This window comes from Nocardia amikacinitolerans (genome assembly GCF_900215415.1).
Lineage (GTDB): Bacteria > Actinomycetota > Actinomycetes > Mycobacteriales > Mycobacteriaceae > Nocardia > Nocardia amikacinitolerans.
The window spans coordinates 259,570-279,633 of record NZ_OBEG01000006.1 but is presented as its reverse complement, the minus strand read 5'-3'; the positions used below and the strand labels follow the sequence as shown (position 1 = coordinate 279,633).

Here is a 20,064-nt window from a genome sequence, read left to right as displayed (position 1 = left end):
GACCTGCACACCGCGCGGTTCGTAGGGGATGATCGGTGACGTGAGCGATACGGAAACCGTCAAGCAACAGCAGCTGCTTCCCACGCCTCCGCCCGCCGTGACTCCGCTGCGGGCCGAGCAGGCGACGCAGCAGTTGCCACGCGATCGCTACTTGAACAGGGAGCTGAGCTGGCTCGACTTCAACGCCAGGGTGCTCGCGCTCGCCGAGGACGCTTCGCTGCCGTTGCTCGAACGCGCGAAATTCCTGGCGATCTTCGCCTCCAACCTCGACGAGTTCTACATGGTCCGGGTCGCCGGGCTGAAGCGTCGCGCCGAGACCGGGTTGTCGGTGCGCTCGGCCGACGGTCGCTCGCCGAGCGAGCAATTGGAACTGATCGCGGTCCGCACGCAGGAGATCGCGGACCGGCACGCGCGGGCCTTCCTGGATTCGGTGCTGCCCGCGCTCACCGCGGAGGGCATCGCCATCATCGAGTGGCGTGACCTCAACGACGATGAGCGCCAGCGTCTTTCGGCCTACTTCCAGGATCAGGTCTTTCCGGTGCTCACCCCGCTCGCGGTGGATCCTGCGCATCCGTTCCCCTACATCAGCGGGCTGAGCCTCAACCTCGCCGTGACGGTGAAGGACTCCGCCACCGGCGGCGAACACTTCGCCAGGGTCAAGGTCCCCGACAACGTGGACCGCTTCGTGCGAGTCCGGCGCAACTCGTCGGGCAACCCGGTGGCCGCCTTCCTTCCGATGGAATCGCTCATCGCCGCGCACCTGGATCTACTCTTCCCCGGCATGGACGTGGTGGAGCACCATTCCTTCCGCATCACCCGCAACGCCGATTTCGAGGTCGACGAGGACCGTGACGAGGACCTGCTGCAGGCGCTCGAGCGCGAACTGGCCCGCCGCCGCTTCGGTTCACCGGTGCGGCTGGAGGTCTCCGACGACATGACCGAGCACATGCTCGATCTGCTGTTGCGCGAGCTCGACGTCGATCCCGGCGACGTGATCCAGGTGCCCGGCCTGCTCGATCTGTCCTGCCTGTGGCAGGTGTACGGCGTGGACCGGCCGAACCTGAAGGACGCGCCGTACGTTCCGGCCACCCCGCCCGCGTTCGGCGAGCGCGAAACTCCGCGCAACGTATTCCAGGCGCTGCGCGAGGGCGACGTGCTGGTGCACCACCCGTACGACTCGTTCTCCACCAGCGTGCAGCGCTTCATCGAGCAGGCCGCGGCCGACCCGCAGGTGCTCGCGATCAAGCAGACCCTCTACCGCACCTCCGGCGACTCCCCCATCGTCAACGCGCTCATCGACGCGGCCGAGGCGGGCAAGCAGGTGGTCGCGCTGGTGGAGATCAAGGCCCGCTTCGACGAGCAGGCCAACATCAAATGGGCACGGGCGCTGGAGCAGGCGGGCGTGCACGTGGTCTACGGCCTCATCGGTCTGAAGACGCACTGCAAGACGTGTCTGGTGGTGCGGCGCGAGGGTTCGACCATCCGCCGCTACTGCCACATCGGCACCGGCAACTACAACCCGAAGACGGCCCGACTATACGAGGACGTCGGATTACTAACGGCGGCACCGGAAATCGGTGCCGACCTGACAGATCTGTTCAACTCGCTGACCGGCTACTCCCGAAAAGCCAACTACCGCAACCTGCTTGTCGCACCGCAGGGCGTGCGCGCGGGCATCATCGATCGCATCCAGCGCGAGACCGAGCTGGCGCTGCAGGGCACCGAGGCGCGAATCCGGTTGAAGGCCAACGCGATCGTGGACGAGCAGGTGATCGACGCGCTGTACCGCGCCTCGCAAGCCGGCGTACCGGTGCAGATCGTGGTGCGCGGCATCTGCGGGCTGCGCCCCGGCGTGCCTGGCATGAGCGACAACATCGAGGTGCGCTCCATCCTCGGCCGCTTCCTCGAGCATTCGCGGATCATGCACTTCCAGGCCCAGGACGAGTACTGGATCGGCAGCGCCGACATGATGCACCGCAATCTGGACCGCCGGGTCGAGGTGATGGCCCAGGTGAAGGATCCGAAGCTGTGCGAGCAGTTGGGCGGTGTCTTCGACTCGGCCCTGTATCCGACCACCCGCTGCTGGGTACTCCAAGCGGATGGCAGCTGGCATGCCGCACCGGCCCGCACCGGCGAGGACGGTGAGCAGGTCCGCGACCACCAAGAATTCCTGATGCGACTGCGGAGACCGGAACAGCAGTGAAAGCGACGACGGGATACGAGATGGACGGGGGACCGTTCTGGGATCCCCGAGTGACGGCCAATATTCACGCCGCGGGCGCCGTGCTCTGGCGCCGCGCCCCCGATGCGCCCGGCGGCGTGGAGATCGCGGTCGTGCACCGGCCCAAGTACCAGGACTGGTCCCTGCCCAAAGGCAAGATCGATCCGGGTGAGACACCGGTGCTCGCCGCCGTACGCGAGGTGCGCGAGGAGACCGGCCTGGATTCCCGCCTCGGCCGGTACCTCGGGTACGTCACCTACCCCATTCCCGGGCACCGCAAGCTCAAACGCGTCGATTATTGGGCCGCGGAAGTGGCGGGCGGCGAATTCACCGCCAATACCGAAGTGGATGTGCTGACCTGGCATCCGCTGGATCGGGTGATGGACGAGCTGTCCTATCCGATGGATCGGCAGGTCGTACGGGCCTTCAGCCGACTGCCTGCCACCACCGAGACCCTGTTGCTCGTGCGGCACGCGAAGGCAGGCCACCGTGACCGTTTCGACGGTCCGGACGACGAACGGCCGCTGGAGCGGGCAGGGCGCGACCAAGCGCAGGCGTTGGTGCCGCATCTGCTGGCTTTCGGCGCGAGCGAGATCTATTCGGCCGATCCGCTGCGCTGCGTGCAGACGGTGCAGCCGCTGGCGGAGAAACTCGGCGTGGAGATCCATCTGGAGCCGCTGCTGTCCGAAACCGGTTATACGGCAGCGCGGGACGCGGCTCGCGAACGCGCCGTCGAGCTGGAGCCGCGCGGCGCGGTGCGAGTTGTGTGCAGCCAGGGCAAGGTGATTCCCGATCTGCTGAGCTGGTGGGCGGGCCGGTCCGGGCTCACCCTCCCACCGGCGCGGAATCGCAAGGGCAGCGTCTGGGTGCTGTCCTTCGCGGACGGCCGGATGGTGGCCGCCGACCACCTCGACCGGTCGCTGTCGACAGGCTTGGTGAAGCCGTAGGGCGGGGTTTCCGGCCCCGAAAACCGGACGCGGACAGACCGAAACGGCCCCGGGATCAACACCGGGGCCGTTTCCGGTCCGTATGGGTGGGGTAGTCGGCCGGGCCGCCGACTACGCCTCAGCGCGCGCGGCGGGCCGGAGCCTTCTTGGCCGCGGTCTTCTTGGCCGGAGCCTTCTTGGCCGCCGTGGTCTTCTTCGCGGCGGTGGCCTTGGTGGCCGTCTTCTTGGCCGCGGTCTTCTTGGCCGCGGTGGCCTTGGTGGCCGTCTTCTTGGCGGCGGGCGCCTTCTTCGCGGCGGTCTTCCTGGCGGTGGTCTTCGCCGGAGCCTTGGCCGCGGCCTTCTTGGCCGTCGTCTTGGCGGGCGCCTTGGTGGCGGTCGCCTTCTTGGCGGCGGCCTTCTTCGCCGCCGTCTTCTTGGCGGCGGCCTTCTTCGCCGCCACAGGGGCATTCACGCCACGCTTGACCGCAGGACCGGTCGCCGCGAGCTTCTGCTTGCCCGCGATGACCGCCTTGAATTGGGCGCCGGGACGGAACGCGGGCACCGAAGTCGGCTTCACCTTGACGGTTTCGCCGGTGCGCGGGTTCCGAGCCACACGGGCGGCACGCTTACGCTGTTCGAACACACCGAATCCGGTGATCGTGACGCTCTGGCCTTTGTGCACCGCGCGCACGATGGTGTCCACAACATGCTCGACTGCCGCGGTAGCCGTGCGCCTGTCCGTACCCAACTTTTCGGTCAGAACGTCGATCAGTTCCGCCTTGTTCATTGAATCCTCCGCAGACTAATGGCCCGTCGTCGGACCGACTAGGTACCACGGTAAACCCACTTTGGGCAAGAGTCTATGTGCCACGCCAAAATTCATGGTGGTTTAGCACACGTCTAGCTACCCGTCCGCCATGACGTCCAGCTATCGCACCTGATTGATTACGCCTGCGAAATATGCGCGGGCAGGGTGGTGGGCTTCCAAGTCGGCCTTGCCTTTTCGAACTCGGCGATGACGTCGCTACGCCGCAGTGTCAGACCGATGTCGTCCAAACCCTCGAGCAGGCGCCACCGGGTGTAGTCATCAATATCGAACGGCAACACGACGGTTCCCGCCGTCACGGTGCGCGCCTGGAGATCCACTACCAATTCGAGACCGGGCTGTTCCTCGATCATCTTCCAGAGCAATTCGACATCGTTCTGTGACATCTGGGCCGCCAACAGGCCGCCCTTGCCCGCATTGCCACGGAAGATGTCGGCGAATCGCGGCGAGATGACCACCCGAAAGCCGTAGTCCGACAGCGCCCATACGGCATGCTCGCGTGAGGAACCGGTACCGAAATCCGGACCCGCAACCAGCACACTACCCCGCTTGTAGGGCTCGGTGTTCAAAATGAAGTCGGGGTCCGTTCGCCAGGCCGCGAACAGGCCGTCCTCGAATCCGGTTCGAGTGACCCGCTTCAGATAGACCGCCGGGATGATCTGGTCGGTGTCGACGTTGGAGCGGCGCAGCGGCACGCCGATCCCCTTGTGCACGGTGAAGGCTTCCATCAGATTCTCCTGGATACGTAGGGGGTGTCGCGCGGCGTCAGTTCAGATCCGCGGGCGAGGACAGAGTTCCGCGGACCGCCGTCGCGGCGGCCACCAGCGGGGAAACCAGGTGGGTACGCCCGCCTTTGCCCTGCCTGCCTTCGAAGTTGCGGTTCGAGGTGGAGGCGCAGCGCTGGCCCGGCGAAAGCTGATCCGGGTTCATTCCCAGGCACATCGAACAACCGGCCTGCCGCCATTCGGCGCCCGCCGCGGTGAAAATCTCGCCCAATCCTTCTTTTTCCGCCTGCGCGCGAACCCGCATCGAGCCCGGTACAACCAGCATTCGCACGCCGTCCGCGACGCGCCGTCCCTTCAAAATCCCGGCCACAGCGCGCAAATCCTCGATGCGTCCGTTGGTGCACGATCCGACGAATACGGTGTCGATCGGGATCTGCCGAAGCGGAGTTCCCGGCTCCAAATCCATGTACCGCAGCGCTTTCTCCGCGGCCTCGCGCGCCGTCTCGTCGGCAATCTCGGCGGGGTCGGGCACGGTCTCGCCCAGCGGCAAGCCCTGACCCGGGTTGGTGCCCCAGGTGACGAACGGACTCAGTTTGCTCGCGTCGATGTGCACCTCGGCGTCGAAAACGGCGCCCTCGTCCGTCTTCAGCGCGTCCCAGGCCGCCACCGCGGCATCCCAGTCGGCGCCCTGCGGCGCGTGCGGACGGCCCTTCAGGAACTCGTAGGTGACCTCGTCCGGCGCGATCATGCCCGCGCGGGCGCCCGCCTCGATGGACATGTTGCACATCGTCATCCGCGCCTCCATGGACATGGCGCGCACGGCCTCGCCGCGGTACTCCAAGACGTAGCCCTGGCCGCCGCCGGTGCCGATCTGGGCGATGACGGCGAGGATCACGTCCTTGCTCGTGACCCCGTGCGGCAGCTGACCGTCGATGTTGATGGCCATCGTCTTGAACGGGCGCAGCGACAAAGTCTGTGTCGCCAGCACGTGTTCGACCTCGCTGGTGCCGATGCCCATCGCCAGCGCGCCGAACGCGCCGTGCGTCGAGGTGTGGCTGTCGCCGCACACCACCGTCGTGCCGGGCTGGGTCAGGCCGAGCTGCGGACCGACCACGTGCACGATTCCCTGATCCAGATCACCCATCGGGTGCAGCCGGACACCGAATTCCGCGCAGTTGCGCCGCAGCGTCTCGACCTGGGTGCGGGAAATGGGGTCGGCGATCGGCTTATCGATATCGATGGTGGGGACGTTGTGGTCCTCGGTCGCGATGGTCAGGTCGGGGCGGCGCACCTTCCTGCCCGCGGCCCGCAGTCCGTCGAAGGCCTGCGGACTCGTCACTTCGTGCACCAGGTGCAGATCGATGTAGATCAGATCGGGCTCGCGCGAGGCGCCTTCGCCCTCGCCGCGGGCTACGACGTGCTGATCCCACACCTTTTCGGCCAGGGTGCGTGGGCGGTCGGCCATTCTCGATCACCTTTCGGACGAGCAGCGGGTCCGCGCGATTCGGGCTGAGCGCGCGGCGCCTGCTGCACAGAGTTGTGGATTGGGTCGACGGACATCTCGACCGTGCCGCCCCGCCCTGGCCGCTAGTCGGCGGCGACTTTCTCGGCGGAGTTTGACTATCTCAATATCCGAGACGCTAATATCGTTCTATGAGACAGCATAGCGGTATCGGCGTCCTCGACAAAGCAGTGGCGGTCCTCTACGCCGTCGCCGAGCATCCCTGCGGTCTCAACGAGCTGTGCACCCGCACCGGCCTGCCGAGGGCCACCGCGCACCGGCTGGCCGTCGGGCTCGAGGTACACCGTCTGCTCGCTCGCGACAACAACGGAACGTGGCGGCCAGGTCCGGCCCTCGCCGAGCTCGCCGCGGGCGCCACCGATCCGCTCCAGGAGGCCGCGGCGGCCATTCTGCCCCGGCTGCGCGAGATCACCGGCGAGAGCGTCCAACTGTATTGCCGCGACGGCGGCGCCAGGGTCTGTATCGCCGCGATGGAACCGCCCGTCGGCCTGCGCGACACCGTCCCGATCGGCGCCCGGCTACCGCTGACCGCAGGCTCGGCCGCGAAGGTGTTGCTCGCCTGGGCGGATCCGGAGTTGCAGCGCACCATTCTCGCCGACGCGGTGTTCGGCGAGCGCGCGCTCGCCGAGGTGCGCAAGCGCGGCTGGGCGCAGAGCGCGGCCGAGCGGGCGGCAGGCGTGGCCAGCGTTTCGGCGCCGGTGCGCGACACCGCGGGCAACGTCATCGCCGCGGTCTCGGTCTCCGGCCCGATCGACCGGATGGGTCGCAGACCCGGCGCGCGCTGGGCGGCCGACTTGGTCGCCGCCGCGGACGCACTGCACAAGCGCCTGTAACACGTTTCAGATTTCGTTCTCTAGAGTTGGCCCATGGGAGTCAACCAACGGGCGCAGATCGTCATGACGGACGCCGAGATCGCCGAGTTCCTGGAGCGCAGCCGCATCGCGACGCTGGCCACCCTCGGTCCGCAGGGCAGGCCGCACCTGACCGCCATGTGGTACGCGCTGATCGACGGCGAGATCTGGTTCGAGACCAAGGCCAAATCGCAGAAGGCGGTGAACCTGCGCCGCGATCCGCGCGTCACCTGCATGATCGAGGCCGGGCAGACCTACGACCAGCTGCGCGGAGTGTCCATCGAGGGCCACGCCGAGATCATCGATGACCCGGAGAAGCTCTTCGCGGTCGGCGTGAGCGTCTGGGAGCGCTACACCGGCCCGTACAGCGAAGAGGTCCGGCCGCTGGTGGAGAACATGCTCAACAAGCGGGTCGCGGTGCGCGTGGTGCCCGAGCGGGTACGCAGCTGGGACCATCGCAAACTCGGGCTGCCCGCGCTGCCGCTCGGCGGTACCACCGCCAACGCGTTGGACTGAACGTTCTCCGCGTTCGCTCCGGCAGTGTCCGCTGTGCGTACCTCCGCAGCGTTCACTCCGGCGGTGCGTCTTTGCGCACCTCCGCGGCATTCGTTCCGGCAGCTCGCTCTTGGCGTACCTCTGCGTTCGCTTCGGCCCTGCACTCTCTGGGTGCCCACGCGGCGTTCGCTCCCGACCGTGCGCGCTGGGCGCACCTCCGCGTCAGCTCCGGCCGTGCGCTCCTTGCGTACCTCCGCGTTCCTTCGGCCCTGCGCTCACTGCGTGCCTCCGCGGCGTCACTGCGTGCCTCCGCGGCGTTCGCTCCCGACCGTGCGCGCTGGGCGCACCTCCGCATTCCCTCCGGCCAAGCGGCGGGCTACCGGCGGCATTCGTCCGGCTGTGTCGACTGGATCGCGCGCGGCGCATCGGAAATCGAGCTGACATCGGCGCTGTCGCGCGTTAGCGTCGAGTCGTTCGACACGATTCGGCCGGGCAGCGCCGCCCAGCGGGTGGCGCTGCGCCGCGGCCGCGACGACGAGGAGCAGGCGATGACGGAATCGGGTAGTTCCAACGGCAGTGCCGAAGAAGTGAAGCGCAAGTTCCGCGAGGCGCTGGAGAAGAAGAACGCCCAGCACGCCAAGTCGACGGACCACCTGGACGGCCACTCGAAGGCGACCGCCGCGCACGGCAACGCCAGCCACAAGCGGGAGTTCCGCCGCAAGAGCGGATAACCACCCATCCGGAACGGGGCGCCAGGGATCACGAGCGGCCGCACACGCGCCGCCCTCCCATCGAAGGCGCCCCGTCCTCATTTCCCCGCCCCGAAACGTCTTCGAGCACACCGCACAGTGCGCTACGCCGATGAGTTGCGGCGTCCACCTCCGTCGACCCACTCGTCGACATCATCGTGCACGGCCAAGACATCCTCCGCCCCTTGGGTCGCCCTAGGCACACCCCCACCGACCGCGTGACCACCGCCTTGGACCACGTTCCTCACCAGCCGCTTCTACGGCGCCCACAAACGCCCCCATAGCATCCGCCTGACCGCGACCGACACCGATTGGACCCACGGCCGAGGCCGACGAAATCCAGGCCCCAGCGATCGACCTCTTACTCCTCACCACAGGCCCACAAGCTCCCGCGCATAGCGTTCCGCCAACCTGGGAGGACACCGCTGACGGCCTCGAGCACACACCCCCGCGACTCTGCGGCACGCCCACCCCGCGACCCTGCGGCACGCAGTGGGCATAGCGAAAGTGACGCCACCAGCCTCAACGACAGCACCGGTCCGACAACTGCGTCCAAGAACCGAAACAGCTGAGGCAACAAACCCGCGACGCAACCAAAGCCTCGAGGTGACAACCCGCCCCAAACGCAACCACGCACCAGGGGGGTCCGGGGGGCAACGCCCCTCCGGGCGGGGCGTGGGGGCTGCGCCCCCACAAAACACTTGCGAAGCAAGAAAGGCCCATGCTCTCCATGAGCATGGGCCTTCCACTTGCGTAGCCCCGACGGGATTCGAACCCGCGCTACCGCCTTGAGAGGGCGGCGTCCTAGGCCGCTAGACGACGGGGCCAGGACTGATCATTCGCTTTCGCGATGATCTCCGGTTGATCTTTCGATCGTTGGAAGCTCGGTTAGTTTAGCTGACCGAAGCTCGGCGACCAAATCGCCGGATGCTGAACAACTTTCGGTCGCGAACCGAGAGCAGAACAACTTCTCCGCTGGGGTACCAGGACTCGAACCTAGAATGGCTGAACCAGAATCAGCTGTGTTGCCAATTACACCATACCCCAGTGACCAGTCTCTCGACCCCGCCGTCTGGCTGACTTCGGGGCCGCGTTCCGGCCGAGAAAGAGATTACCAAACCCCTACCGGTAAACTACAAATCGCCTGGTCAAAGGCAGGTTTTCGGCCGAAAATGCGGTTGCCGAGGCCGGCCCGCGCACGTCGAGCGAACCGGCACCGGCGGCCCGCACGGACCCGAGCGCACCGCCGGACGGGATCCGTCCACGGCACACGCGGGTCCGGCGAGCGTGAGGTAAATCTCAGTCCGCGGGGGCTGTCCACTCCCGCGCCGCGGCCAGCCGCGCCATCGTCGTCTCGCGACCGAGCAGTTCCAGCGACTCGTACAGCGGCGGGCTGATGTGCGAGCCGGTCACCGCGACCCGCACCGGCGCGAAAGCCTTGCGCGGTTTGAGCCCCAAATCATCGATCAGCGCGGTTTTCAGCGCCTCTTCGATGGCCGCGGTGGTCCAGGACGCCAAAGGCTCCAGCGCGGCGATCGCGGCGTCGAGTACCGGAACGGCGTCCGCGCCCAGATTCTTGGCGCCCGCCGTGGGATCGATGGCGAACTCTTCGGCGGGCGCGAAGAGGAATCGCAAGAGATCCCAGGCGTCGGCCAGAACCACGATTCTGGTCTGCACCAATTCCGCCGCCGCGGCGAACACCTTCTCGTCCACCTCGGCGCCGATGTGGTTGTGTTCGGTTAGGAACTCGCGCAGTCTGCTCGCGAAATCGCCGGGCTCCAGCAATCGGATGTGCTCGGCGTTCAGCGCGTCGGCCTTCTTCTGATCGAAACGCGCCGGATTCGAATTCACTTTCGATATGTCGAAGGCCGCAACCATCTCGGCCATCGAGAACACATCGTGATCGTCGGAGATGCCCCAACCGAGTAACGCCAGGTAATTCAGCAAACCCTCGGGGATGAATCCGCGGTCGCGGTGGGCGAACAGATTCGACTCCGGATCACGCTTGGACAACTTCTTGTTGCCCTGCCCCATGACGAACGGCAGGTGGCCGAACTCCGGGGTGAACTCCGCCACCCCGATCCGGCGCAGCGCGGCGTACAGCGCCAGCTGGCGCGGCGTCGAGGAGAGCAGATCCTCGCCGCGCAGCACGTGGGTGATCTTCATCAGGGCGTCGTCGACCGGGTTGACCAGCGTGTAGAGCGGGTCGCCGTTGCCGCGGGTGAGCGCGAAGTCGGGCACAGTGCCCGCCTTGAAGGTGGTCTCGCCGCGCACCAGGTCGTGCCAGGTGAGGTCCTCGTCGGGCATGCGCAGCCGGATCACCGGGGCCCTGCCGTCGGCCCGGTAGGCGGCGACGGCCTCGGCGCTCAGGTCGCGGTCGAAGTTGTCGTAGCCGAGCTTGGGGTCCCGGCCCGCTGCGCGATGGCGCGCCTCGACTTCGTCTGGCGTGGAGTAGGATTCGTAGGCCTCGCCGGCCTCGAGCAGTTTGCGTACCACGTCGAGGTGCAGCTCGCGGCGCTGCGACTGGCGGTAGGGGCCGTAGGGGCCGCCGACCTCGGGACCCTCGTCCCAGTTCAGGCCGAGCCAGCGCAACGCGTCGAGGATCGCGTTGTAGGACTCCTCGGAATCGCGCGCGGCGTCGGTGTCCTCGATGCGGAAGACGAAGGTGCCGCCGGTGTGGCGGGCGTACGCCCAGTTGAACAGCGCCGTCCGGATCAGGCCGACGTGCGGTGTGCCGGTGGGTGACGGGCAGAATCGGACCCGTACTTCAGTCATGGCTCTCTTTCGATCAGCGTTTGGCGGCAACGGGATTGGTGAGGGTTCCGACGCCCTCGACGGTGACGGACACCTGCTGCCCGCTCTGGACGGGGCCGACGCCCTCCGGTGTTCCGGTCAGGATCACGTCGCCGGGAAGCAGCGTCATGACCGTGCTCACCCATTCGACCAGCTTCGGAATGTCGTGCAGCAGTAGCGAAGTGCGGCTGCGCTGGCGGACCTCGCCGTCGAGTTCGGTGACGATCTCCAGATCCGAAGGGTCCAGCGAGGTTTCGATCCACGGGCCGAGCGGGCAGAAGGTGTCGTAGCCTTTGGCACGCGTCCACTGGCCGTCTTGGCGCTGCTGATCGCGGGCGGTGACGTCGTTGGCGACGGTGTAGCCAAGGATCACGTCCTTGGCACGGGCGGCGGGCACGTCCTTGCACGGGCGGCCGATGACGACGGCGAGCTCGCCCTCGTAGTCGACCTGAGAGGAGCTGGGCGGCAAGATGATCGGGGCGTTGGGCCCGACGATCGCGGTGCTCGGCTTCATGAAGATCACCGGCTCCTCCGGCGCGGGACCACCCATCTCCGCGGCGTGCGCGGTGTAGTTCTTGCCTACGCACACCACCTTGCTGGCCAGGATCGGCGCGAGCAGGCGCACGTCGGCAAGCGGCCAGCTCCGTCCGGTGAACGTCGGCGTACCGAACGGGTGTTCCGCGATCTCTTTGGCGATGCTGTCGCTTTCCTCCCCCTCGATGCTGACGAACGCGACCCCATCGGGACTGGCAACTCGACCTAGACGCATGCCCCGAAGTCTATCGACCGGCATCGACCTGCCCGAACGCACCCGACCGAGCGGTCCGATCGGCGTGCGCGGCCGACCGCTTCGGCACGCGACAGCGGCAACCTCACCGGCGGCGAGCTCGGGAGGTCGAGTGTGAGTTCCGACTCGCGGGCGCCGCGTTCGCGCCGGTCGCGCAGCGGCCGAAGCGTGCGCACCGAGGCTCAGGGGGAGAAATCGGCCTCCCGTCCGGTGTACCGTAGTTTCGATGTTCAATCAGTGAGACTTGAGTTCCATATTTTGAGATCGAGGTGTGGCCCATGGCGACCGTGACAGAGATTCGCGCGGCACGACGGTGGTCCATGCTCGCCCTCGGCGTCTTCGCGCAGGCATCGAGCGCCGTGTTCATCCATGGGACGCCCTTCCTGCTGCCCGCACTGACGGCGCGCGGAATGTCCTTGCCCACAGCGGGTCTGCTGGTGGCGATGCCGACCGTCGGGTTGGTCTGCACACTGATCGCGTGGGGGTACGTGGTGGACCGCATCGGTGAGCGGAAGGTGTTGGTCGGCGGGCCGCTGGTCATGTTCGTCGCGGGCGCCGCGGCAGCGGTCACCACCAACGACATAACGCTCGGTGCGCTGCTGTTCCTCGGCGGCGCGGGTGCGGCAAGCACCAACGGCGCGAGCGGTCGCGTCATCGTCGGCTGGTTCCCACCGGAGCGGCGCGGGCTGGCGATGGGCATCCGGCAGACCGCGCAGCCCCTCGGTGTCGGCGTCGGCGCGCTCGCCGTTCCCGCAGTCGCTGCGGCGCACGGCATTTCGACCGCGATTCTGGTGCCTGCGATCATGGCGGGCGTCGCTGCGGCCGCCTGCTACCTGGGCATCATCGATCCCCCGCGCCCGGAGGGCAAGGGCGTCGACCGGGCCAATCCGTATCGCGGCGACGCCACGCTGTGGCGTATCCACGCCGTGTCTGTGCTGCTGTGCGTGCCGCAGGGCGTGGTGTGGACCTTCGCGCTGCTGTGGCTGCACCGCGACATCGGCTGGTCGCTGCCCGCCGCGGGCGCGCTGGTGACCGTGACCCAAATCCTCGGTGCGTTCGGTCGAATCGGCGCGGGCGCGTGGTCCGACCGGGTCGGCAGCAGGCTCGGTCCGCTGCGGACGGTGGCCGTGGCGGCCGTGTTGTCCATGGCCGCACTGGGTCTCACCGCGTGGACGCAGTGGTGGTGGGCCGCCATCCCGCTGCTGATCGTCGCCTCGGTGATCACGGTGTCCGACAACGGTCTCGCCTTCACGGCCGTCGCCGAGATCGCGGGCCCGTACTGGAGCGGACGCGGACTCGGCATCCAGAACACCGGCCAGAACCTCGCGATCGCCGCCATCCCACCGGTTTTCGGCGCACTGATCACCGTCGGAGGTTTCCCCGCCGCTTACTTGGCCGCCGCAGCGCTTGCCACGGCCGCAATCCCGTTGGTTCCCACCGACAGCCGAAATCCGCGCTGATCGCGCCGTTTCCAGAGGGGAGCCCCGGTCGGCAGCGACCGGGGCTCCCCTCCGCACCGCGCCTTCGCCCTCGACCGGCATTCGGGTCGCGCGTACCGAATCCTGCTACGGCGCACCGACCTCGCGCGCACCGCGTCGGACGCGTTGGACGCGTTGGACGCGTTGGACGATCATCGACGGCGCCAACCATGTCCATCTCCGTAATATCGGGCACCGAAGTCCGCCGCGCCCAAGCACACCGGACGCACCCGAGAACCCGCCCCTCGACGGAATGCGCACCGGGGCAGCCCGAACCAGGGCTGGAGCGTGAAACCGCTGGTGGGCGAAGCCTACTCACACTTCGAGCAACGCCGCCGGATCCACCTCGACGCGAAAGTGGTTGTGGTGGCCGATGTTCGCACGGAGTGTCGAACCGGGGCCGACCGGCGGTTCTGCGCGATAGATGTCACCGTCGAGGACCAGCGGGTGGATTCGTACGTTCGGGTGGTGTTCGACGATCCAGTACTGCGGGATACCAACGGCCGCGTACTCGTGGACCTTTCGCACCCGGTCGGTGCGTTCGCTGCCGGTCCCCGGCGCGATCACCTCCACGGCCAGCTGCACCTCGGAGCCGGGCAGCAGCCGCGGCGGGTCGGCGACGAGGGCGGAGCGCACCACTTCCCGCGGCACCACGACGATGTCGGGTTTGCGGATTCCGCCCGGCGTGCTCACTTCCCAGCCGCCGCCGAGGCAGACGTGCACCTCGACGTCGGCGGCGACGTCGAGGAACCGTGCCAGCCGCTGCGCCACGTGATTGTGCCGCGCGCCGCGGTCGACCTCGACGAGCCAGCCGTCCTCCAGCTCGAAGCTCTTGCCCCGCGCGGGCAGCGCGTGCAGGTCCCGAATCGTGTAGGGACCCGGCTCCGGCTTACGGCTGGTCCGTCGCTTGGCCACCTGATCTCCCTGTTCCGCACTCGACCCGAGGGTAACCGGTTCGAGCACGACGAATCCCCGCGCCGCGGGCGGACGCGGGGATTCGCGGACGATCGCTCAGACCGAAGCGGCGATCCGGTCGCCGACCTCGACGGTGGACGACGCGCCGGACCGCGAGGACAGGTCCTTGGCGACGGCGGCCTCGATGCGGGCGGCGCCCTCGGTGTTGCCGAGGTGGTTGAGCAGCAAGGAGACCGACAGGATCGCGGCGGTCGGGTCGGCCTTCGACTGGCCCGCGATGTCGGGGGCGCTGCCGTGCACCGGCTCGAACATGCTCGGGTTGGCGCCGGACGCGTCGATATTGCCGCTGGCCGCCAGGCCGATGCCGCCGCTGACCGCGGCCGCGAGGTCGGTGATGATGTCGCCGAACAGGTTGTCGGTGACGATCACGTCGAAGCGGCCGGGATCGTTGACCATGTGGATGGTCGCCGCGTCGATGTGCTGGTACGCGGTGGTGACCTCGGGGAACTCCGCGGCGACCTCGTCGACGGTGCGCTGCCACAGCGATCCGGCGAAGGTCAGGACGTTGTTCTTGTGCACCAGGGTGAGGTGCTTGCGGCGGGCCTGCGCCTTGGCGAAGGCGTAGCGGACGACGCGCTCGATGCCGAAGCGGGTGTTGGTGCTCACCTCGGTGGCGACCTCGTGCGGGGTCTCGACGCGGATCGCGCCGCCGGTGCCGGTGTACGGGCCCTCGGTGCCTTCGCGCACCACGACGAAGTCGATGTCGGGGTTGCCCGCTAGCGGGCTGGTGACGCCGGGGAACAGCTTCGACGGGCGCAGGTTCACGTGGTGGTCCAGCGCGAACCGGATGCGCAGCAGCAGACCGCGCTCGAGCACGCCGCTGGGCACCGACGGATCGCCGATGGCGCCGAGCAGAATGGCGTCGTGCTGCTTCAGCTCGGGCAGCACCGAGTCCGGCAGGATCTCGCCGGTCGCGTGGTAGCGCTTCGCGCCGAGGTCGTACTCGGTCTTCTCGACGCCGGGCACGACGACGTCCAGCACCTTGAGCGCCTCGGCGATGACCTCGGGCCCGATACCGTCACCGGGGATGACAGCAAGCTTCATGACAACTCCGTTCATTTTCGACCGGATCTGGCCGGACGCTCGGCGAGCACCGACACGGTACTAGGCGCCCCGCCGCGTCCGGCCGGCCGGGCGGGACAACGCTGATCCACACAGCCGGACACAGTTCGTCCATTGCGCGCACGGCCGGAGCGAAGGCGGAGGTACGCCCTCCCGGCCGACCCGCCGGGAACGTGCGGCGCGCCGCCACCCTGCGGTGACGGCGCGCGGCACTTGTTTCCCTCGGCGCTGGACGCGCCGATCGGATCAGAACAGGTCGACCAGCGCGATCTTGGCGGCGCCGACCGACTCGGCGATGGCGGCCTGCACGTCGGCGGGCACTTCCTTGTTCACGCGGAGGACGACGGTGGCGCCTTCCTTGTCCACGTCCTGGCTCAGCTGCGCGGCCAGGATGTCGATGTCGGCCTCGCCGAGCTTGGTGCCGATTTTGCCCAGCGCGCCAGGACGGTCCTCGTAGTTCAGGATCGCCAGGTTCAGGCCCTCGGCGCGCATGTCGTAGTTGCGGCCGTTGATGTTGACGATCTTCTGCACCTGCTGCGGCTCGGTGAGCGTGCCCGCGACGTTCAGGGTGCGGCCGTCGCCGAACACGGCGCGCAGGTCGACGACGCTGCGGTGGCTCGGGCTCTCCGACGCGGTGGTGACCTGCGCGGTGATGCCGCGCTCCTTGGCCAGCGCGGGCGCGTTGACGAAGGTGACCTGGTCCTCGACCAGCGCCGAGAAGATGCCGCGCAGCGCCGAGAGCTCCAGCACCGCGACGTCCTCGGAGGCGAGCTCGCCGCGCACCTGCACCTCGATGCTGACGGGCAGCTCGTCGGACAGCGCGCCGACCAGCGCGCCCTGCTTGCGCACGATCTCCAGCCACGGGGCGACCTCTTCGCCGACCGCGCCGCCGGTGACGTTCACCGCGCCGGGAACGAACTCGCCCGCCAGGGCAAGCAGCACCGACTTCGCGACATCGGTGCCCGCGCGGTCCTGCGCCTCGGAGGTGGACGCGCCCAGGTGCGGGGTGACGACGACCTGCGGCAGCTCGAACAGCGGGCTGTCGGTGCACGGCTCGGTGTCGAACACGTCCAGACCGGCGGCGCGCACGTGGCCGGACTTGATGGCCTCGGCCAGCGCGGCCTCGTCGATCAGGCCGCCGCGCGCGGCGTTGACGATGATGACGCCCGGCTTGGTGAGGGCGAGCTTCTCCTTGCTCAGCAGACCCTTGGTCTCCGGGGTCTTGGGCAGGTGCACCGAGATCAGGTCGGCGCGCTGCAGCAGCTCGTCCAGCGTGACCAGCTCGATGCCGAGCTGGGCGGCGCGGGCCGGGGAGACGTAGGGGTCGTACGCGATGAGCTTGGTCTCGAACGCGGCGAGGCGCGCGGCGAACAGCTGGCCGATGCGGCCGAGGCCGACGACGCCGACGGTCTTGCCGAAGATCTCGACGCCGTTGAACTTGCTGCGCTGCCAGGTGCGCTCGCGCAGGGTCGCGTCGGCGGCGGGGACCTGGCGGGCGGCGGCGAGCAGCAGGGTGACCGCGTGCTCGGCGGCGGTGTGGATGTTGGAGGTCGGCGCGTTGACGACCATGACGCCGCGCTCGGTGGCCGCGGGCACGTCGACATTGTCGAGGCCGACGCCGGCGCGGGCGACGATCTTCAGGTTCTTGCCTGCCTCGAGCACCTCGGCGTCGACGGTGGTGGCGGAACGCACGAGCAGCGCGTCGGCCTCCGGAACCGCGGCGAGCAGGGCCGGGCGGTCGGGGCCGTCGACCCAGCGAACCTCGACACCGTCACCGAGCGCGTCGACGGTCGACTGGGCGAGCTTGTCGGCGATCAGAACAACAGGACGGCCTGCTTGGCTCACTGTGGGGTACTCCTGGGGAAATGGGGGTCGGCAGTTACCGCCGACAAGCTTAGTGGTCGGCATTTCATCCGGCTGTACCACCCGGTAGGCGGCTGCCGTCAGTGTGCGGGCGGCGCGGCGGGGCGGCGGGCGGACGAAAGCGAATGGCGTTCTGCCGTAAGGCCACCGGGTCCATCTGGACGTCGGGGGTCAGGCGCACGCCCCGGACGAGCGCGTTCTCCGAGACCAGCGTTGGGTCCGAAACACGCGGAAAAGACGGGAAGACCCCGCACCGAGGGGATGCGGGGTCTTCCATGGTCGTGCCGAGCGGACGGCACGGACACGATCGAGTCGCTCGATCGCGGAGTCGTATCAGCGGCCGCCGAAGGAACCCGTCCACAGGGTGTTCAGCACACCGTGCAGCGCGGCACCGAGAGTGTTGAACAGACCGTCGATGGCGGCACTACCGGTGTCGATGATAACGGGGATCATAAGAATTCCTCTTCCTCGAAATTATCCAGTCGAACTGGCTGACACACGGCACATCGGCGGTGTCGCGAACGCGGTTACGAAATTCTGGAAAATTGTGACGCACACTACATTCGAATATTCGATGCGGCGCCGATCACTACACATCCCATGAATCTGCCTCCAAAAACAGGCATCTACCTGCATGTTTGCAGCTGCCAGAGGATGGTCAGCCGTCCAGATCATACGCGCGTGCAGCTTATGTCAATTTCTGAGAGAACTCTGAGGAATCGCCGGAGAAACTCTGAGAATGGCGACTTCCGAGGCGGTCGCGGAATTGGCTCACGGGCCCACTGCGGGCACGAACCCGCCCGGAAACGGGGGTCGTGGTAATGCCGATATTTTTCGGCTCGCATCCACTCGGGTTATTGGTCGGCAATTCGCTGCATATTCGACAATGGCAGCCGAAAACGCCGATTCCACGGGGGACACGGATGCCGACCGCGCGCCACAGCAACCGGCTGCGCGACCCGCGACGTCGGTCGAGCCGAACCGCGCGGCGCGGTGCGGACGGCGGGCTGGACACTCCCCCGAGCCTCCTTCCGTACACCGCCGCCCTGAGCTTGCGAGAACGCACGAACCCGCCCGTTCTCCGTCACGCGACGCCGCAGGATCCCGGCGGGGTTTCGTGGACCGCGCACCGGCGACGAACGCCGCCGAGGACCGACCTGGATACGCCGCGGTCACGACACGCAACACCATCGCACCGCGTCCGGCGGCGTCCCAGCAGGCCCGAAAATGAGCTGAAGCGAACACACCCTCGCGCATACGATCGGCCCATGTCGTTGCGCGCTGTTCCGGAGTCGATGGATCCGACCGTGGTCGGGTCCGTCGACGCCGAGCTGGACCGGATCGAGCGCGAGCAGCGCGTCCAGGTGCGCTTGGCCATCGAAAGTGGCAGCCGGGCTTGGGGTTTCCCCTCGCCGGACTCCGACTACGATTGCCGCTTCGTGTACGTGGCGCCGCTGGACACCTATCTGTCGCCGTGGCGGACGCGCGATGTGATCGAGACGCCGCTCGTCGGGCTGCTCGACGTCAACGGCTGGGATCTGGGTAAAGCGTTGCGGCTGTTGGCCAAAGGCAACGCGGTGCTGATCGAGTGGTTGATGTCGCCGATCGTGTACCGCGGCGACGCGAGCTTTCGCGCCGACTTGCGGGCGCTGGCCGAGCAGGTCGCCGCCCGCGATCAGGTGGCGCGGCACTACCTGCACCTCGGCGCTCGGCAGTGGGAACTGTTCGACCGCAACCGATCACTGAAGAAGGTCTTCTACGCGCTGCGTCCCGCGATGGCGCTGCGGTGGCTGCGCGAGCATCCCGAAGCCGCGGTGGCGCCGATGCATCTGCCGACGCTGCTCGCGCAGTGCGCATTGCCCGCCGACCTGGTCGCGGCCGTGGCCGAGCTGACCGAACTCAAATCGCGGACAAGGGAAATGGGCAGCGGCGCCGTGCCCACGCCGATCGCCAGGTTCATCGCGAGCGAATTCGACGGCGCGGCAGATGCTTTCCCGCGGCCCGGCGAGCGGGACCTGGGACGCGCACGGGCGCTGACCGCTGAGTTCTTCCGCGCGCAAGCACTGTCGACTCGGTAGACGCCGTTGGAAGGTGGCGGTCACGCGCCGGGGTACGCCTATTCGATGACCCGCACGGCGATCGCCTCCGGCCCCGACTTGCTTTGGCGCAGCTCGAACTCCACCCGCTGCCCGGCCGTCAAGGATCGGAACCCGGAACCCTGGAGATCCAGGTAGTCCACGAACACGTCCTTGCCACCACCGTCTTGGGCGATGAAACCGAATCCCTTTTCGGTGTCGAACCACATCACTGTGCCCAGAGCCATACGCCGCACCTTCTCCGAACGCGCAGAACCGGGGAAGGGTACAACGGCCGGTGCCGCTCGGTCCATCGTGTGCCGGTTCCGGCGAGTCCCACCGAGCCGAGAAAGACGAGAGGCCCCGCACCGTACTGGTGCGGAGCCTCGAAGTGCGTGTCGAATCAGGCGACGACGCGGACGTCCTGGGCCTGCGGACCCTTCTGTCCCTGGCCGATCTCGAACTCCACGCGCTGCCCCTCATCGAGGGACCGGAAACCCGAGCCGCTCACAGCCGAGTAGTGCACGAAGACGTCGGGACCGCCGCCGTCCTGGGCAATGAAGCCGAAGCCCTTCTCGCTGTTGAACCACTTAACGATGCCTTGAGCCATTTCATACTTTCTGTTGACGAGCCAGGGACTTGCATTGACACCCCGGTCTCGTAGATCCACAATGCCATCATCCGACGAATTTCTCCACATTCGGCCCCATCCACTG

General features: G+C 67.7%; 17 protein-coding genes and 2 tRNA genes. 7 read left to right on the top strand and 12 right to left on the bottom strand.

Going from position 1 to position 20,064, the window contains the following annotated elements:
* The first annotated feature begins 28 nt into the window (after positions 1-28).
* A complete protein-coding gene (locus tag CRP45_RS25870; RefSeq protein WP_097247391.1) occupies positions 29-2,203 on the top strand; it encodes an RNA degradosome polyphosphate kinase in 2,175 nt (724 codons plus the stop codon).
* 20 nt (positions 2,204-2,223) lie between these two features.
* Positions 2,224-3,168 carry an NUDIX hydrolase gene (locus tag CRP45_RS25865; protein ID WP_097247390.1) on the top strand — a complete coding sequence of 315 codons (945 nt, stop codon included), beginning with the start codon at positions 2,224-2,226 and terminating at the stop codon, positions 3,166-3,168.
* A gap of 118 nt (positions 3,169-3,286) precedes the next feature.
* Here CRP45_RS25865 and CRP45_RS25860 read toward each other — a convergent pair whose 3' ends face one another.
* From CRP45_RS25860 to leuC, 3 genes are all read right to left on the bottom strand, one after another.
* Positions 3,287-3,934 (bottom strand): HU family DNA-binding protein, encoded by a 648-nt coding sequence (locus CRP45_RS25860; RefSeq protein WP_067781950.1) that lies wholly within the window; start codon positions 3,932-3,934, stop codon positions 3,287-3,289.
* Positions 3,935-4,092: 158 nt separating this feature from the next.
* Entirely contained in the window at positions 4,093-4,701 is a 609-nt protein-coding gene (leuD, locus tag CRP45_RS25855; RefSeq protein ID WP_097247389.1) for a 3-isopropylmalate dehydratase small subunit, read from the bottom strand.
* 37 nt (positions 4,702-4,738) lie between these two features.
* Positions 4,739-6,163: a 3-isopropylmalate dehydratase large subunit gene (gene leuC / locus CRP45_RS25850; RefSeq protein ID WP_097247388.1), complete on the bottom strand. Its 1,425-nt coding sequence runs from the start codon at positions 6,161-6,163 to the stop codon at positions 4,739-4,741.
* Positions 6,164-6,351: 188 nt separating this feature from the next.
* Between leuC and CRP45_RS25845 the strand changes: the two genes are divergently transcribed.
* From CRP45_RS25845 to CRP45_RS25835, 3 genes are all read left to right on the top strand, one after another.
* Entirely contained in the window at positions 6,352-7,053 is a 702-nt protein-coding gene (locus CRP45_RS25845) for an IclR family transcriptional regulator (RefSeq protein WP_067781941.1), read from the top strand.
* A gap of 33 nt (positions 7,054-7,086) precedes the next feature.
* The gene (locus tag CRP45_RS25840) at positions 7,087-7,587 is read left to right on the top strand and encodes a pyridoxamine 5'-phosphate oxidase family protein (RefSeq protein ID WP_097247387.1); all 501 of its coding nucleotides are present in this window, start codon (positions 7,087-7,089) and stop codon (positions 7,585-7,587) included.
* 527 nt (positions 7,588-8,114) lie between these two features.
* The gene (locus tag CRP45_RS25835) at positions 8,115-8,297 is read left to right on the top strand and encodes a DUF5302 domain-containing protein (RefSeq protein ID WP_067782659.1); all 183 of its coding nucleotides are present in this window, start codon (positions 8,115-8,117) and stop codon (positions 8,295-8,297) included.
* Positions 8,298-9,069: 772 nt separating this feature from the next.
* Here the strand turns inward: CRP45_RS25835 and CRP45_RS25830 are convergent.
* The 4 genes from CRP45_RS25830 to CRP45_RS25815 form a co-directional block, all read right to left on the bottom strand.
* Positions 9,070-9,142, bottom strand: a tRNA-Glu gene (locus tag CRP45_RS25830).
* A gap of 148 nt (positions 9,143-9,290) precedes the next feature.
* A tRNA-Gln gene (locus CRP45_RS25825) sits at positions 9,291-9,362 on the bottom strand.
* Positions 9,363-9,614: 252 nt separating this feature from the next.
* Positions 9,615-11,090 carry a glutamate--tRNA ligase gene (gene gltX, locus CRP45_RS25820; protein ID WP_097247386.1) on the bottom strand — a complete coding sequence of 492 codons (1,476 nt, stop codon included), beginning with the start codon at positions 11,088-11,090 and terminating at the stop codon, positions 9,615-9,617.
* A gap of 13 nt (positions 11,091-11,103) precedes the next feature.
* Positions 11,104-11,877: a fumarylacetoacetate hydrolase family protein gene (locus CRP45_RS25815; RefSeq protein ID WP_097247385.1), complete on the bottom strand. Its 774-nt coding sequence runs from the start codon at positions 11,875-11,877 to the stop codon at positions 11,104-11,106.
* A gap of 296 nt (positions 11,878-12,173) precedes the next feature.
* On the opposite strand from CRP45_RS25815, the gene CRP45_RS25810 reads away from it, so the two are divergent.
* Positions 12,174-13,355 carry an MFS transporter gene (locus CRP45_RS25810; protein WP_067781927.1) on the top strand — a complete coding sequence of 394 codons (1,182 nt, stop codon included), beginning with the start codon at positions 12,174-12,176 and terminating at the stop codon, positions 13,353-13,355.
* Between the two features lie 333 nt (positions 13,356-13,688).
* On the opposite strand, the gene CRP45_RS25805 is transcribed toward CRP45_RS25810, so the two are convergent.
* The 3 genes from CRP45_RS25805 to serA all read right to left on the bottom strand — a co-directional run bounded on the left by CRP45_RS25805 (position 13,689) and on the right by serA (position 17,255).
* Complete coding sequence (locus tag CRP45_RS25805; protein WP_097247384.1) at positions 13,689-14,288, bottom strand: Uma2 family endonuclease; 600 nt, start codon at positions 14,286-14,288, stop codon at positions 13,689-13,691.
* A gap of 96 nt (positions 14,289-14,384) precedes the next feature.
* A complete protein-coding gene (locus CRP45_RS25800; RefSeq protein ID WP_097247383.1) occupies positions 14,385-15,392 on the bottom strand; it encodes a 3-isopropylmalate dehydrogenase in 1,008 nt (335 codons plus the stop codon).
* A 264-nt stretch (positions 15,393-15,656) separates the two neighbouring features.
* A complete protein-coding gene (gene serA / locus CRP45_RS25795) occupies positions 15,657-17,255 on the bottom strand; it encodes a phosphoglycerate dehydrogenase (RefSeq protein WP_067781910.1) in 1,599 nt (532 codons plus the stop codon).
* Between the two features lie 1,286 nt (positions 17,256-18,541).
* Here serA and CRP45_RS25790 point away from each other — a divergent pair.
* Entirely contained in the window at positions 18,542-19,351 is an 810-nt protein-coding gene (locus CRP45_RS25790) for a nucleotidyltransferase domain-containing protein (RefSeq protein WP_097247382.1), read from the top strand.
* 38 nt (positions 19,352-19,389) lie between these two features.
* On the opposite strand, the gene CRP45_RS25785 is transcribed toward CRP45_RS25790, so the two are convergent.
* Together CRP45_RS25785 and CRP45_RS25780 are read right to left on the bottom strand one after the other, a co-directional pair.
* A complete protein-coding gene (locus tag CRP45_RS25785; RefSeq protein WP_067781904.1) occupies positions 19,390-19,596 on the bottom strand; it encodes a cold-shock protein in 207 nt (68 codons plus the stop codon).
* Between the two features lie 155 nt (positions 19,597-19,751).
* Positions 19,752-19,958 carry a cold-shock protein gene (locus tag CRP45_RS25780; protein WP_011210759.1) on the bottom strand — a complete coding sequence of 69 codons (207 nt, stop codon included), beginning with the start codon at positions 19,956-19,958 and terminating at the stop codon, positions 19,752-19,754.
* Positions 19,959-20,064 lie beyond the last annotated feature (106 nt).